Source organism: Methanosarcina sp., from assembly GCF_028693135.1.
Classification (GTDB): Archaea; Halobacteriota; Methanosarcinia; order Methanosarcinales; family Methanosarcinaceae; genus Methanosarcina.
Genome location: NZ_JAQUVZ010000004.1, coordinates 135,504 through 150,543 on the forward strand (window position 1 = coordinate 135,504; position 15,040 = coordinate 150,543).

Here is a 15,040-nt window from a genome sequence, read left to right on the forward strand (position 1 = left end):
AACCTTTATAACTCTCTCTTTTCCAGCATCTCATCTGTTAAACCTGTAAAGGGGCTTTGTAATAATGAGCAGCAGTACCCGGCTCCAGTAATCTTAAAAATGATTTAACTATTTTTATGGGCCTTGCCTTAATTAATTTTTCCAAAAAAATTCTGATTCGTAACCTCTAATATGCCTGTGTGTTATCCTTCCTTTTCAGTGAATGCCTTTTTACCTTAAGGAATGATAAAAATATAACTTCTAATTTTCAGTTTGGGAATTGATCTCTAGTTCCATTCCTAAAATAATCATTCTTGGCAACAAAACCCCTTGATATTATATTTTAATCATTTCTAAACAGTTGAATCTGGAGTACTCTCTTTATCAAAGCTTCACATTTTACTCTCTTTATCAAAGCTTTTACTTATTCCTTGCCTGTTCTCTGTTGTCCGAAGATGTTATGCATAAAGAAATCAATCACTAATGGAATGGTTTTTAACTTCTCTGGATAATAGCATTTTCGGAGACTGACCAGCAAAATAAATATTCTAGAAGAATATTCAGGAAAATCTTACATGAATGATTTTGAGCGTGAAAAATACAGCCGGCAGATCCTCCTTTTCGGGGAAGAGGGGCAGGAAAAGTTGAAAAATGCGAAAGTACTGGTTGCCGGTGCAGGCGGACTCGGAAGCCCCATTTCCACATATCTCGCAATAGCCGGGGTCGGGAAAATAATTCTTGCAGATTTTGATTCGGTGGATCTCAGTAATCTGAACAGGCAGTTTCTCCACCATGAGAAGGATATTGGGAGAGCTAAGGTAGAATCTGCAAAGGAAAAGCTTCTTTCTATGAATCCCGGAATTGAGGTTGAAACCATTGGGGAAATGCTTACCGAATCAAACATTGAATCCCTGATTCCTGAATGTGATATTATTGTCGATGCCCTTGATAACCTCGAAACGAGACATCTGCTTAACAGGCTTGCCGTAAAAAGGAGAATTCCTTTAATTCATGGGGCAGTTACAGGGTATGATGGGCAGGTCACAACAATCATTCCTGGAAAAACCCCCTGCTTTTATTGCATTTTCCCACGAATTTCCAGAAAGGAAGTTTTCCCGATCCTTGGAACAACTCCGGGTATTATCGGTTCTATTCAGGCAAATGAAACAATTAAGTTTCTTACTGGAAAAGGAAAGCTTCTGGAAAGCCGACTCTTATTCTGGAACGGGCTTTCAGGAAATTTCAGTGAAATCTCTCTCTCAAAGTTAAATAATTGTCCCGTTTGCGGATATCTTAATGAATCAAATGAAAATAAATGAAAATAAATGAGAATAAATGAGAATAAATATAATTAAATGAGGGGTGAATGCCCAATCCTGGGGACGAATGGGCCTAAATATGCCTCTGCCTTTTCTCAAGAAGGACAAACCTTTTTTTTAATTTCCTGCGGGTTGATTCTTTTTTATATATCCTTTGTAATAATATCTTATAACATCTTATGGGATATGTCATAGGAGGATATTTTATGAAACGGAAGGTCCCGCCAGTTGAGGCCAAAGATGGTAATTGGCAAGACAATCCAGGCTCACTGCCTCAGGGATTTCATGATCTGAATCCATATGCACCTTATTTCTCTTATTCTTCTGTCCCGAACGTCCCTTATCTTGACCTTGGAATCTATCGAGAATCCAGAGTGAAGTCATTGATAAAGGCACATAGTAAGGATATGTACCGGTTGCTTGAGAAGGTTAATTTTGATGGAAAATACTACAGGGTAAAGTGTGTAAATTCCGGGGAATGGGAATGTTGCTGGGACCTGGCTGTCAGGGTTCAGTTTTTCGGGAAAATGCAGGGGGTGGTTCTTTATCCCAAACGTCTGGTTTCCCGGAAAGAAAAAAAGATTGTTTACAGGTCTGTAATCCTTGTTAACCCCTATCAGCTCTGGGATGAGACTCTTGTAACCAGATTTTGGAACTTGCAGGAGAGAGTTGAGTTCCTTATAGCCAGAATCCTTTTCCATGAGTGTATTCATCTTATGATCTCGCTAGGAAACACTCTACCTTCTGGTTTTGGAAATACGGATATCTATCTTGAGTTCAGAAAGATGCTTGAGATCTCCAGCTCTAATAAACTTTTATCTGAGCGTCATGAGGTGGAGTTTCGCCTCTGGAGTCTTGTCCTTTTTGGAGCTTCAGATTCCGAAAGTGAACAAACCCTGCTCAAAAGAGTTCAGGAGATCTATGAATTTCTTATTAATGAAAAATACAGTAACCAGAAAACGGGAAATATTTTTCATTCCCCTTCCAACAATGAACAATTAGCCCGGAGGTACGCCTGGATAGCAGCTGTTAAAGCCGGGGGGAATGGGCAGATCAGTAAAAGGGTGTGGCAGGTTGAAGTCCGCAGACTCAGCATAGCCCTGAGAGGGCTGTATAATGGGATTGATGCGTTGTTACTAGAAAGATAAACTCTGACCTGTATAGATGCCTGAAAAAATATCTAAAATCGAGGGGCAACATATACAAAAATTAGAAAGAAGCCTCGTGCGTGATTCGAACACGCGACCTAGTGATTACAAGTCACTCGCTCTGCCGGGCTGAGCCAACGAGGCACAATGAAGCTGATTGCAGACTTATCTAAATACAATACTCACAGATAAACTTTATGGCAGAATCCCCCTTTCGGAAGTTTTCCACAGTGTTTTAACTGTCTCCCTTTTCCCTGTTTTTGTTGTTGTCAGAATGTTGCGGCGCATAAACCTTATGGCACTCTTTATCTATATCTCGCATAAGATGTGGCAGGAAATGGCAAAATATGGGCGCAAGCTGGTAGGACACGGGCTTGTGGAATCAAATTTTGGAAACATCAGTGTCAGAGCCGGGGATAAGATGCTTATTACCCGGAGCGGGACTGCCCTTGACGAGATCACCGTCGATAATGTTGTTGAGGTAGAAATTCAGGATACTTCATCCCTGGACATAATTGCATCTTCCGAGACTGTAGTGCACAGGGAGATATACAGGAAGACCTCTGCCCTTGCAATAATTCATGCCCACTGCTCTTATGCAGTTGTGGAGTCTCTGCTTGCCGGAGCCGGGGAAGTGATTGTTCCTGTGGATAGTGAAGGCCAGTATTTCCTTGGGAATATCCCTGTGGTAGGCGGCGGGATCGGGAGCCGGGAGCTTGCCGAAAACCTGGCAGATGCGCTTTCAGAACACAGGGGTGCTGTGGTTTATAGCCATGGGACTTTTGCCATTGGAAGGACTCTGGGAGAGGCTTATATCGTGACCACGCAGCTTGAGCACTCCTGCAGAGTAAAGTACCTTTATGAGCTGGCAGCCGTAAAAAAGTGAAAATAAGAAGTGAAATGTGAGATGAGTAAGTATTATCTATGGAGTGCACTGATAATCAAACTTACAGCCTTAAGTATAAATACCAAAAGACAGGTAAACAAATAAATATTATAAATAAGTAGATCCAGATCGGCATAAGACCCAGGATAAGCTGTCATTCTTTCAGGCCTGTCTTCTATAACGGATATAAAACTAAAAGGAAGATTCCAAGCACCATGACGTTTAATGCCCTGAGACCCGTTGCCTCGAGAGTTATTGATCCACTGGCAGATTTTTTCATAAGATATGAGGTCTCACCTGATACGATTTCCATAGTTTCCCTTATATGTGCTTTCTTTGCGGGACTCAGTTTTTATTATTCTCCTGTATATAATGAACTTACCCTATTAGCAGGCATCTTGGTAGTGTTTAACTCGCTTTTTGATGCCCTGGATGGGGTAATTGCGCGCAAATCCAACAGGGCAACACCGAGGGGCGATTTCCTCGACCACGTAATCGATCGCTATTCGGACGTGTTTATTATCTGCAGCATTTTTTTTGCAGGTTATGTGTCCTGGCAGATAGGGGTTGCGGCAATCGTAGGCGTGCTTCTTACGAGTTATCTCGGGACTCAGGCCCAGGCACTCAATCTCGGAAGGTATTACGGAGGGATCATGGGCAGGGCTGACCGTCTTGTAGTCATAATTCTCGCCGCTTTCGCCAATTCGATTTATCCGGCTTCGATTGCAGGTTTTACCATCCTGGGTTGGGCGGTTGTCCTGATCGCTGTGACCAGCCATATTACTGCAATCCAGCGGATTATTTATATCTGGAAAAGGCTGGACTGATGCCTTTCAGCGTTTTTTGATTTTAGCTGTTTTTTGGGCTCAGCCTGATAAATCTCTTTTAAATCGTTTTGATGCCTGAAAACAGGCTTCTGAGGCGGATAGGTTAATGTAAGACAAAATCCAATACTGGGCTATGCCGTCTCAAGGAAAAAAGTATGAGTATCTGGAACACACTGCAGATGTAAAGTTCCGGGCTTATGGAAATACGCTGGAAGAGGTATTTGAAAACGCAGCTCTTGCTATGTTCAATGTTATAATTGACACCGGGAAGGTTTCAGGAGAGACGGCAAGAGATGTTTTCCTTAAGTCCCCTGATCTGGAATCTCTGCTTGTGGACTGGCTCTCTGAGCTTTTATATCTTTTTGAGGTCGATGAGGTTGTTTTCTGGAAATTCCGGGTAGAGGAAATCCGGAAAGAAGAAGGTGAATACTCAATAAAAGCCCTGGCAGCAGGTGAACAATACTATCCCGGAAGCCACCCCTTTGAAACTGAAATTAAAGCTGTCACTTATAATCAGCTGGAACTCGAGAAGACAGCCGATGGCTGGATGGCTCAGGTTGTTGTTGATATTTAAGAATCAGTGTTTTTTGATTTCCTTATGTATGGCTGGAATTTGTAGCTGCTTTTTGATTTTCCTATGCATGGATGGAGGATCTAGCTGCTATGCATGACTCTCATATATGCCTCCTGTTTATTTCTACTATTTTGAGCCATACATATCTTCATGTACGTGAATTATTATCATTATCCTGAGCTATAAATCTGGAGTTAATTTTTATATTCTAAATTAACCTATGACGCTTAACCGGTTAAGTGGGTTTAACCCAGCCTAATTTAAGTTAACTCGCTATGTTAATTAAGTAATTCAATCAGGTTCTAACGGCTTGTTATTCTCGAGTTATACTCTTTCCAGGCATTTCGTAAAATGCTGGTCTTTAAAGCAGTCTGAATAATTGTATATTATTTGTGTTTCCAGATTAATTTGTAGATCATTAAGGAAACGTAAGGTAAATGAGTAATTTCAGGATTATATTCATATCAAGAGTATATTTATCAGGATTATATTCATATCGAGATTATATTCATATCGAGATTATATTCATATCGAGATTATATTCATAACACGTAAAGGAGTAGGGAGCATCAATTATGGTAGAGAGTGAAGATATCGGTACTGAGGAATTGGGCACGGAAAGTGTACCTCGAGACATAAAAAGCATGGTTCTGAAGCTTTCCGATAACAGCTGGGAAATCCCGAGAGGGCACATTCCTAATATGAGGGTTCCGGGGCGCCTGTTTGTATCCGAAAATTTGCTTGGAGGCATCGATCCCGATACTATCGACCAGATTGCAAACGTGGCAACTCTTCCTGGCATTCAGAAATATTCAATGGCAATGCCTGATGCCCACCTGGGCTACGGTTTTGCTATAGGAGGCGTTGCAGCTTTTGATGCAGAGGAAGGAGTTATCAGTCCCGGTGGAGTGGGTTTTGATATAAACTGCGGGGTGCGGTTAATCCGCACAAACCTTCAAAAAGAAGATGTAGTTCCTAAAATAAAAACGCTGGTTGACGAGCTGTTTAATAATGTACCTTCAGGTGTCGGATCCAAAAGCAGGTTCAGGGCTTCTGACCGGGAACTGGACAGTGTGTTTCTTGAGGGTGCAAAGTGGGCAGTAGAAGCCGGGTATGGTGTGGAAGCGGACGTGGAACACTGTGAGGGGAACGGCTGCCTGGAAGGAGCAGATATTTCTCATGTGAGCACAAAGGCAAGAGCCCGCGGAAAACCTCAGATAGGCACTCTTGGAAGCGGCAACCACTTTCTTGAAGTCCAATATGTGGACGAGATTTATGACAGGGAAGCGGCTTCGGCCTTTGGGCTTGAAGAAGGCCAGGTTACGGTAATGGTCCACTGCGGGTCAAGAGGTGCAGGGCATCAGATCTGTACGGACCACTTAAAAGAACTTTCTCAGGCTGTGAAAAAGTACGGGATTGAAATTCCGGACAAGCAGCTTGCATGTGCTCCGGCTCAGTCAAGGGAAGCACAGAACTATTTCAAAGCAATGCTCTGCGCTGCAAACTATGCCTGGGCAAACAGGCAGATGATCACTCACTGGACGCGTGAGTCTTTTGAAAAGGTATTTGGCAGGGATGCCGATGACCTGGGAATGAGCCTCCTGTATGATGTTGCTCATAACGTAGCAAAACTGGAAGAACATAACATTGACGGCAGGAAAAAAGAGGTTTACGTGCACAGAAAAGGGGCAACAAGAGCATTTCCCGCCGGACACCCTGAAGTTCCAGCCGCATACAGGGATGTGGGACAGCCGGTTTTAATTCCTGGAAGCATGGGGACGCCTTCTTTCATACTCTGCGGTGCAAAAGAGGCCATGAACGTTTCTTTCGGAAGTGCCTGCCATGGAGCCGGGAGGATTATGAGCAGGGCACACGCAAAGAAAGAGTTCCACGGGCAAAGCATAAAAGATAACCTTGAAGCTCAGGGAATAACTGTAAGGGCAACTCACCCCTCCGTAATTGCGGAAGAAGCTCCTGGCGTGTACAAGTCTAGCAGTGAAGTCGTAAATGTTGTCCACGAGCTTGGTATTGCCCGCAAGGTTGCAAGAGTTATCCCGATCGGGGTCGCAAAAGGTTAAATTGGCAGAAATTTAACCTTCTTTTTCTTTAATTTTTTCTGATTCTTTGAGCAGCCTTTTTTCTCAGGAGCTTTATTCTTTTGAAATGAAATCAGATTCTATTAATTCTTCTACTCTTTATAAGTCGGAGCTGTCTTCAAATTCATGTTCCTTATAAAAACTGAACACTATCATACTTGAATATGAAGAAGTTACAAAAGCTGTACGGTTTTCTCTGAATATATTTGAAAAATATTCGACAAGGTTCTGGATAACCTTTTCATTTTTGAAATCATGATAGATGGTTACTGATTCTTTTCCTGGTTCAAGACATATTTCTATATTCTTTACGAGCTGGGTTGCCAGGTACATCTTCCTGAAGTAAATCAGTAAATCGGGAAGAGACATTTCGCTTATTGATTGTTTACACAGGCGTTCCAGTATCTTTGTCGGGTTTGGGACCTCTCCAGCTGCAAAAGTTTCGAACTGGCTTCTGTGCAAAGTCACAAGGTTGTACCTTTCAACATTGTATGTATACATTAGCTGGGTCCAGAACTCTGTATTATCGTCAAGTTCTCTGCATATAATGTCAAGGTAACCAAAGTGTTTTCGGATCCCTGGCATGGTCTCATTAAGAGAGACCGAGAGGTTCTTTTTGAATGAGATCTGGGTTGAATTTGCCCGTCTGAAAATGTGTTCCACATCCAGTTGTTTCCATCTGGCCAGAAAATGGGCTATAAGCTGGGCAAAAAAATCTCTGCTGTTTACAGTGGCATTGGAAAGAAGTATAAGGGCAGACTCAGGATTGCGGATATCCTCACACTTGATTGATGTTCTGATTGTCCATTGATAGTTTCTGGAAATCCGGTTAAGGTAGTCCTCGAGTTCTCTCATATCACTAATTTCAAAAGGATTGATGAGCTCATTAACCAGCTCTCCATCCGTAAGCCTTCCTTTTGTATATCTGAAAAGCCAATCGAGCATTGTATTATTTATAATGACATTTTCCCCGTTCTTGATTGTGTCACTCAGTTCTTCTTTTGCGGGGGTTTCTTTCAAAAAATTAATTGCTTCGTCAATGCTTTTATGATACGTAAGTGCTGTATCTGCAATTTCAATTGTGTCCCTGACTGCGGCGCTAAGATTCCCGTCATTGGCGTCCAGAAGGGGCTGCAACTTTTTAAGGTACTTATCATCAAGGGATATATTTTTTCTGATCAGCATATTTTCACCCAAGATGGTCTAGCTTTCCGGTCCTTTATGCTACGATCCATAATTTATACCCCGATATTAATGACTTTTTTATCTCTTCCGGCTAAAAACATAACAAATTTATTTTATCAAATGACCCTTATCCCTTTAAAAACTAAAAATATTTATCAGTGGTTTATATACTGGTAAGTACTACCGAATATTAAATCTTTCTGTTTAGTGCCATTTTTTGAGAATTTTTGTAATTTTATATTATTCTTCAGGATGGTCAATTCATCTGCAGTTACATATAATATTCTCTGTTTATAACTTCTTGCAAATTCATCTGACTCCTAATTTTCTGTTTATTCCCTTATGGGCTGCATCAGGCAGTACTTTCCGCCCATGTGCTAAAGTGAGACAGTGACAACGTATCTAAAACAGATAATATCAGTTCACAATTCTTTATATATATATGTAAAACAGTGTACGACATGTAAATTAAATAAATTAGTATGTGAATGGGGCTCGAATGGCCTTGAAAATCAGGTTGCTGATTTCCTATGTGCTCACAGTTTATATGTCTTTGTTGTCCTCTCCAGTTTCGAAAGACATTGGTTAACTCTGACAAATGGTGAGTCTGGAAATGGATTTGTATGTCTTCTGATTGGGCGGGGGGTTTTTATGGACACTCAGTCAGGTCGTTACATTTCCTTAATAATCTGATCTTCTACAGGGGCTATTTGTTCTTCCTAAAAAGCGAGTTGGGAGTGGATTCATCGTACCTGGCAGGCTCTTTATAATTCCAGTCTGCCGGGTACTTTCCTTCTAAAAAACAATCTGAAAATACCAAAATTTCTTTAAGATCTATACTTTTTCTTCATTTTTTTTCAGCTCTTTTCTTCAATTTTTTTCCTCAGCTTTTTTTCTGGTGCATGGCTTCCAAATTATGGAACTAAAACCGGGCTTTGAAATCAATATTGTTCAAAGAGTTCTGGCAAAACAAAGAGTTCTCATAAAAATTAGTGTACATTCACTCTTTAGCTAATCTCAAAAGAATTTATGAACCACGGAAAGCACGGAAAGCATGGAATAAAGGAATTAAGGGCACAATTCTTCCATGCTTTCCATGTTTTCCGTTGTTAATCTTTCACTCAAGATTAGTGAAAAAAATTTTCGTCCTTGACTATAAGGTTGAGAAAACTAATGCTGAGAAAAACTAATGGTGAAAAAAAATGGCACTGAGAATAATTACGGGAGAATTAATTATATAAAAATTTCCGGTAATGCAAAAAAAGAAAAAGCAAAGAGAAAATGCCTCTTTGCTTCCGGATCTCGCGACCCATTTAATAATTTTTGAACTTACGTCAGTTTGGTGACCGGGTGGTTGTCCAGGTCTGCTATCTCGACGCCAAGTTCCTTTGCGGTTTCGCCGAGCATGATGTCTACCATGGCGACAGCAGGGAAAATCTGGTTGACGTTCTCGATAGGACCGTAGAGCAGGAAGTCAGAACCTGCTATCTGGGCTACGAGGTTGGTACCAATGTCCGTAGGCATGTAGATTGCCTTGGGGTCAGGCTGGGTTTTCTTGAATTTCCGGAGCCAGTCCCATGCGGATGCCATGTTGTGGTATCCACCGCCGACAGGCAGGCCGAGCTTGCCCTTGATGGTCGGGATAGAGCGGATTGTTGCGCCTGATCCAGCGCCAAGGGGCATTGCAGCAACGTCGACAAGAGGAATCTTGATTCCACATTCCTTAGCGACCTGAAGCATACCCTTTGTCTGCCCGGAACCACCGACTTCAAGGATATCCATTTTCCCTTTTACGGTTGGGTCGGTTGCGTTAAAAGCCAGAACTATTGCGGCTTCCACAGCGCTCTCTGCGAGCACGTCCATTTCTGCCTGTTCAATACTTGCGTTGATGGAGTTGTGGATTGCCCTGTTTGCAACTCCGATTTCAGTACAGTACTTGGCTGCAAATGCACGCACATCTCCGGCTGAGGAGTCGATCAGGAAGGGAGTCCTGTCATCGATCCCAACGAACCAGTCGATGTAGTTCTTGATTGCTTCGGGGGTTTCCCCTACTATCTGGTTTACATAGGGGTTTCCTGTGGCGTCGCTCATTGACACCTGTGTGTTCCACAGAGTTTCTGCAGCGGCTTTGTCAAAGAGACCTTTGTCCTCATCGGTCACGATCTTGTGCCTTGCATAGAACATGGTACTGACTAACACGGTTGGGTTTTCGCCCGGCTGTCCGCCGAACTTAACTCCACCTATTTCGTAAACTTCCTGTTTCTTGTCAAACTTGAACATTTTGATCCCTCATTATATTGCAAACATTGATGATACCGAGACATAGATCAGGAAGAGAAGCAGTCCTATCACTGCGCCGTACAGAATTCCGATGTCTCTTCCTACCTTCTTTCCGATTCTCTGTGCAACTTCACTGTTGACAAACTCAACCTTTTCATCGATCTTTTCGAGCCTTTTCATTACTTCGTTAAACTCGTCTGGATCTACAAACGCTGCTGGTGCTTTTCCTTCCATAGTTTCACCTCTCAAGCTTAGAGACCGACCATTAACGGGAGTATAATCACCATCAGCAGTGCAAAGAGGAAGCCTCCTGCAAAGCCAATCATTCCGGTGGACATTACCCCGGAATCCAGCTTCTGGTTCCTCGCAATCAGTTGTGCTCTGTACCGAATGCTCTCAACAGTAGCGTCAATTGCACCCATCTGAGGGTTGAGCACCATTGGCACTCCGTTTCCGTATTCTTCTGCCATTCTCCTTACCTCCCGAGCAGTAATAACCCAAGCAGGGATATGGTTATTGTCAACCCGATCATGGCACCTTCGACCTTTCCTGCATGAATCCCTGAGTGGAACTTGTTCAAGTTTCCTATGTCAAGCATCCGGGCTTCAATGCCTTTTAGCCTGCTGCGGATGACTGCAATCTCACCGGAAACCGGCCTGACGACTCCTACATCTTCTTCTTCTTCTCCCTCTTCTATTACCACAACCATTGGTTCTGCATCAAGGGCACCAGGGTCCTTTGATACAAGTTCCCTTACCTTGGCTGTGATTGCACCCATATCTTCTGTGTTCAGCAGGTCTACGGTCTGGACCTGCTGCTGGAAGCGGGCAATTACCTCCTCGTTCAGGTTTTCCACATACGGGATAGCACCTACTGCACCTACAATTCTGTGGTCTTTTACACCATTTGCATGGACAGCAAGCATTGCCTGTCCTGTAACGTGCCCTTTGACTTCAGCTCCTGTTACAACCAGGAACCTGATATTGGGGTTTGCAATTACGTCGGCAACGACCTTCTCTATGCCCAGGTTTTCGGTTTTACAGGACCCCGTAATTGCTGCTCCTGCATCGAGAATAGGCTTTCCGGGGAGGTGTGACGCACAGGTAATGACTGCAACACAGCTCTTTACATCGCCTATTTCATACTCTCCTTTCAGGATGGGCCATCCAGGTGCTGGTTCTCTTTTATTTACCATTTTACATACCTCCCTCGATCAGTCTCTGTATGAATATGATCAGGGCAAGCAGTCCGCTGAAGGCAAGACCTACAACGACTCCGTAGAAAGAGTTCCCATAAATTCCTGCCATATAGGAGGTGTTCTCACGGCCGGGCCATGAGTTCAGGAGCGGTTTGCTGGGTGAAAGCGAGTTCATTAGGTCCTCTGCAACCCCATCAAGTTTGTCCAGCCTCTCAAAGACAGGTTCCATGGAATAGAGAATAGAGTCTGCCCTTTCTTCTGCTACAGTTGCAGTGTCAGGGTCCAGGACCAGATGTACTTCGGGAGCTATGCGAATTATGCTCATTCTAATTCCTCCGCACTTGGCAGCAGCCCGGTTCCAACAACAGAGAATGCATCTCTCTTGACAAGCTCATAGTACTTCATAAAGGCAAAAGCCCAGATAACAAGTCCTACAAAGATGTTTAATCCGGCTGCCATCAATCCTTCATGGAGTGAAGACGCAAAACCTGTAATTACCACTGCGATGGCTGCCTTTTCAACAGCTAACATCAGAGTTCTGTCCTGTTTCTCATCAGGACCGAGGTTAGCATTGAAGGGGTGAAGGATTCCCATACCTCCTATGATAAAGATCAGTGCAATGTATCCATTGGCGACCACGTTTTGAACGACATCAGCGTAATTAAATGTTCCTGCAATGACAACGCTTAATCCGATAATTGCCAGGGTTCCTGCACCTGCAATTTCCACCATCGCCTGTTCCATTATAGGGATGCCCATTCCTATTACTTTGTTTGCGAGGACACCAATTACGGCACCTATTATCGCTGCGGCAATGAAGGACACTATGGGTCCTGCAATACCTCCAACGGAAAGCCCGAACAGGGCGGCTACAATACCCATACCAAGGGCGATCATACCAATGGATGGAACCCCGGTACCAAGCCCATAGCTTGCAACACGACGAACCGCATCAGCACCCCATACAATGGCGCAGATTGCTCCAAGTCCTCCAAAGAAGGAAAATGCTGGAGGCATGAAATGGCCCAGGTAAATCCCTGCAAGGCCGCCGACTGCACCAATAGCCATTATTGTTTGTTGAGGATAAGCGGCTGTGGCTCCTCCTCCTGCTCCACCTGCAGACATTTTTAGATACCTCCGAGCTGTGAAATTGCGATTACTGCCACGATGGCACATAATATCGTTGCTACAAAGGAAGACATTACAGCTTTTGGCCACTTCTTCCACTTAGGGTCGTGGAACCCTTCGATTGTACCTCCAATGTTATAGGAGGGTATCACAGCGTTCACGAAGAAGATGCCTATTGCGAACATTGCAGCAATTCCTACAAGTTCATTCCCTGTAACCGAAGAGCTTGCGCTCGCAGCGAGACCTGCAGTAACACCCACTTCTATAAGAGAATAATATATGAGAGCTCCGCCGATTCCACCAAGGCAGCCGCCAATAACACCACTGACGAAAGAGACTGTTGGAAGTCCGTGCCCCTCAGTACCCTGGGATACATACAGATCCTGTCTGTATTTTGTAATAGGGTCGACTTTTACCTTTGCTGAGGAAGGCACACAGCCCACACCATAGACGTAAACCCAGGTTCCGACGATCATGGTTACAGAAATCATGATCATTGCCCCTACTGCACCTGAGGCAAGAATAAGGGGGAGATCCTTTGTCACGTTCATCATGAACCCTGCACTGACAAGCCCTGTCAGGCCTGCTCCGGCTGCCAGTTGTACGGTACCAGTACCGATACCAGTTGCCTGAGCCATAGCTGCAGGTGCGCCACCTACAGGTACAAAGTGGACACTCCAGGAGATAAGGACGCCACCAACTACAATGAATACCATCCAAAGGATGTTAGCCATAAGAGCGTCAATCATGCTGAAGCCTCCTCGGGTTTGTCTTCCTTGTAAGGTCCGAAAGCATTACGGGCTTTGACTTCAATTTTCCAGTTCCAGATAATTAAGATAAGGACAATGACAACACCTGCAACAACAGAGAGCCAGCCTCTGGCAATGCTTACTGCAGGATCAAAAATAGTGGTCACCCAGCTACCAAGGAATACAGTCATACCAAAAGCAATGCCTGTGACAGGACCTCCGAACTTGGCACAGAACCAGGAGTTATCGTACCCGTTCCTGACCCCGGATTCTCCATATCTGACAATGTTTCCCGAGTTTGAAGCGTTGAGCCCGGAACCGAACTCGAACTGCTGGAATTCACGCTCTGCACCGTAGTGGACATCACCTGTAGATGAACCAATTGCACCTACTGTAATACCCCAGATAAAGGCAAGCATCGTTAGCGGGAAGGGGTGTCCAAGCACGACGGTCATCAAATAAGATACAATAAGGACACAGAAAGTCGTTATGAATGAGTATCCCATAATTACCGGGGTGTGGCTTCTTATCATATCCAGATAAACTGGCTGCTTGAAACGCCTCTGGCTGGCTGCACGGCCCATTGTAGATGTGACGGCAAAGGTGCCGTGGACGCATGCTGCAACAAGGGAACCGATTACCAGTGCAAAGAGTGGTGACAAAGTAAATTCACTTATCAATACTGTAGCTACGGCTGCACCTACCGAACACATTAAAGCGTTTGAGGGTGGTTCCCCTGACACCGCTTTATTATATATTCTGTGCGGAAACATCATTTGGGGGGCTAACTGGACCTGTGAGTTGGGATTACTCTGGGACCCAACATCGGATTCTAGGTCTTCTGAGGCACCTGCAATGGTTGCAGCTACGCCAATAAGTGCCAGCACTCCCATGCCTATGAGTGGTTCCATTTATTTTCCTCCTTTATGTTATTAACATGTTAATAAGCTGGATTCAAAAACGTTATACATTTTTTTAAAACCGTCTGCCATCTCATTGCAAATAAAAATGATGATGACGAGCGTTAAATTTTGGATTAGAGAGGATCATTCATAAACCTTTCGAAATAAAGGCGCTTTTAAAATATTTTTATATAATTATATAATATATAATCAATTTTATAAGGACGGTTGGGCAGGGCAAACTAATCAAAGTCCTATATATATAAAAAAAAAAAAATCATACTTTCTTCAGTATCATATAAAGATTCCGATTGTTACTAATGAATTTTCTTATTTATTTCTATTAATATATTAATCATTTTTATAATAATCAGTTATCCTGAAGTGGTTTTTATATTTCTAATTTTTATAAAAAACACACCTCACAAATATCCTTCCATTTCTTTTGGGACAAAAAGGATATTTTTCAGCTTCAAAAATTCGAATTATTTTATATTGTTCTTCTTCTACGTAATCATATATTCCTGAGGGTAAAACTATCTATTTTTTTCAGAAACTATCTATTAATTTTTTTAAAAAGAAAACCTGGTAACAATTAATTATATATAAATATGTTGGCTATTTTTCTGTATTTTTAGAGCTTTAACGCCTTCTGCCCCGGGTTAAATGTAAATCTCATCTTTTTTTCCTTTGGTGCTCATGTGTTTCTATAAATTTACACATTTTGCCGTATCCCGGTCGTTGCGGCATCGCAAAAGAGCTTTATATT

15 protein-coding genes and 1 tRNA gene are annotated in these 15,040 nt (G+C 43.0%); 6 read left to right on the forward strand and 10 right to left on the reverse strand.

What is annotated here, in order from left to right; genetic code table 11:
* Nucleotides 1-554 precede the first annotated feature (554 nt).
* Nucleotides 555-1,298, forward strand: coding sequence for a HesA/MoeB/ThiF family protein (locus PHF18_RS03365; RefSeq protein WP_300098288.1), 744 nt, complete (start codon nt 555-557; stop codon nt 1,296-1,298).
* 206 nt (nt 1,299-1,504) lie between these two features.
* The gene (locus tag PHF18_RS03370) at nt 1,505-2,446 is read left to right on the forward strand and encodes a hypothetical protein (protein ID WP_300098290.1); all 942 of its coding nucleotides are present in this window, start codon (nt 1,505-1,507) and stop codon (nt 2,444-2,446) included.
* A 70-nt stretch (nt 2,447-2,516) separates the two neighbouring features.
* Here the strand turns inward: PHF18_RS03370 and PHF18_RS03375 are convergent.
* Nucleotides 2,517-2,590: transfer RNA gene (locus tag PHF18_RS03375), tRNA-Thr, on the reverse strand.
* Between the two features lie 130 nt (nt 2,591-2,720).
* Between PHF18_RS03375 and PHF18_RS03380 the strand changes: the two genes are divergently transcribed.
* The 4 genes from PHF18_RS03380 (at nt 2,721) to PHF18_RS03395 (ending at nt 6,811) form a co-directional block, all read left to right on the forward strand.
* On the forward strand, nt 2,721-3,332 hold the full coding sequence (locus PHF18_RS03380) for an aldolase (protein WP_367279134.1): 612 nt from the start codon (nt 2,721-2,723) through the stop codon (nt 3,330-3,332).
* 215 nt (nt 3,333-3,547) lie between these two features.
* Complete coding sequence (locus PHF18_RS03385) at nt 3,548-4,159, forward strand: CDP-alcohol phosphatidyltransferase family protein (RefSeq protein WP_300098292.1); 612 nt, start codon at nt 3,548-3,550, stop codon at nt 4,157-4,159.
* A 133-nt stretch (nt 4,160-4,292) separates the two neighbouring features.
* Complete coding sequence (locus PHF18_RS03390; protein WP_300098294.1) at nt 4,293-4,733, forward strand: archease; 441 nt, start codon at nt 4,293-4,295, stop codon at nt 4,731-4,733.
* Between the two features lie 575 nt (nt 4,734-5,308).
* A complete protein-coding gene (locus PHF18_RS03395; protein ID WP_300098298.1) occupies nt 5,309-6,811 on the forward strand; it encodes an RtcB family protein in 1,503 nt (500 codons plus the stop codon).
* Nucleotides 6,812-6,928: 117 nt separating this feature from the next.
* On the opposite strand, the gene PHF18_RS03400 is transcribed toward PHF18_RS03395, so the two are convergent.
* From PHF18_RS03400 to mtrE, 9 genes are all read right to left on the reverse strand, one after another.
* Entirely contained in the window at nt 6,929-8,014 is a 1,086-nt protein-coding gene (locus tag PHF18_RS03400; RefSeq protein WP_300098301.1) for a hypothetical protein, read from the reverse strand.
* Between the two features lie 1,329 nt (nt 8,015-9,343).
* Entirely contained in the window at nt 9,344-10,294 is a 951-nt protein-coding gene (gene mtrH, locus PHF18_RS03405) for a tetrahydromethanopterin S-methyltransferase subunit H (RefSeq protein WP_300098304.1), read from the reverse strand.
* Between the two features lie 12 nt (nt 10,295-10,306).
* Nucleotides 10,307-10,528 (reverse strand): tetrahydromethanopterin S-methyltransferase subunit MtrG, encoded by a 222-nt coding sequence (gene mtrG, locus PHF18_RS03410; RefSeq protein WP_300098305.1) that lies wholly within the window; start codon nt 10,526-10,528, stop codon nt 10,307-10,309.
* A 17-nt stretch (nt 10,529-10,545) separates the two neighbouring features.
* Nucleotides 10,546-10,764, reverse strand: a complete 219-nt coding sequence (locus PHF18_RS03415; protein WP_300098307.1) for a tetrahydromethanopterin S-methyltransferase subunit F — start codon at nt 10,762-10,764, stop codon at nt 10,546-10,548.
* A 5-nt stretch (nt 10,765-10,769) separates the two neighbouring features.
* A complete protein-coding gene (gene mtrA / locus PHF18_RS03420) occupies nt 10,770-11,489 on the reverse strand; it encodes a tetrahydromethanopterin S-methyltransferase subunit A (protein ID WP_300098311.1) in 720 nt (239 codons plus the stop codon).
* A 1-nt stretch (nt 11,490) separates the two neighbouring features.
* The gene (locus tag PHF18_RS03425) at nt 11,491-11,817 is read right to left on the reverse strand and encodes a tetrahydromethanopterin S-methyltransferase subunit B (protein WP_300098314.1); all 327 of its coding nucleotides are present in this window, start codon (nt 11,815-11,817) and stop codon (nt 11,491-11,493) included.
* Complete coding sequence (gene mtrC / locus PHF18_RS03430; protein ID WP_300098316.1) at nt 11,814-12,617, reverse strand: tetrahydromethanopterin S-methyltransferase subunit MtrC; 804 nt, start codon at nt 12,615-12,617, stop codon at nt 11,814-11,816. The genes PHF18_RS03425 and mtrC overlap by 4 nt, the downstream gene beginning before the upstream one ends.
* A gap of 2 nt (nt 12,618-12,619) precedes the next feature.
* Complete coding sequence (gene mtrD / locus PHF18_RS03435) at nt 12,620-13,369, reverse strand: tetrahydromethanopterin S-methyltransferase subunit D (RefSeq protein WP_300098318.1); 750 nt, start codon at nt 13,367-13,369, stop codon at nt 12,620-12,622.
* On the reverse strand, nt 13,366-14,280 hold the full coding sequence (mtrE, locus tag PHF18_RS03440) for a tetrahydromethanopterin S-methyltransferase subunit E (RefSeq protein WP_300098320.1): 915 nt from the start codon (nt 14,278-14,280) through the stop codon (nt 13,366-13,368). The genes mtrD and mtrE overlap by 4 nt, the downstream gene beginning before the upstream one ends.
* Nucleotides 14,281-15,040: the final 760 nt, after the last annotated feature.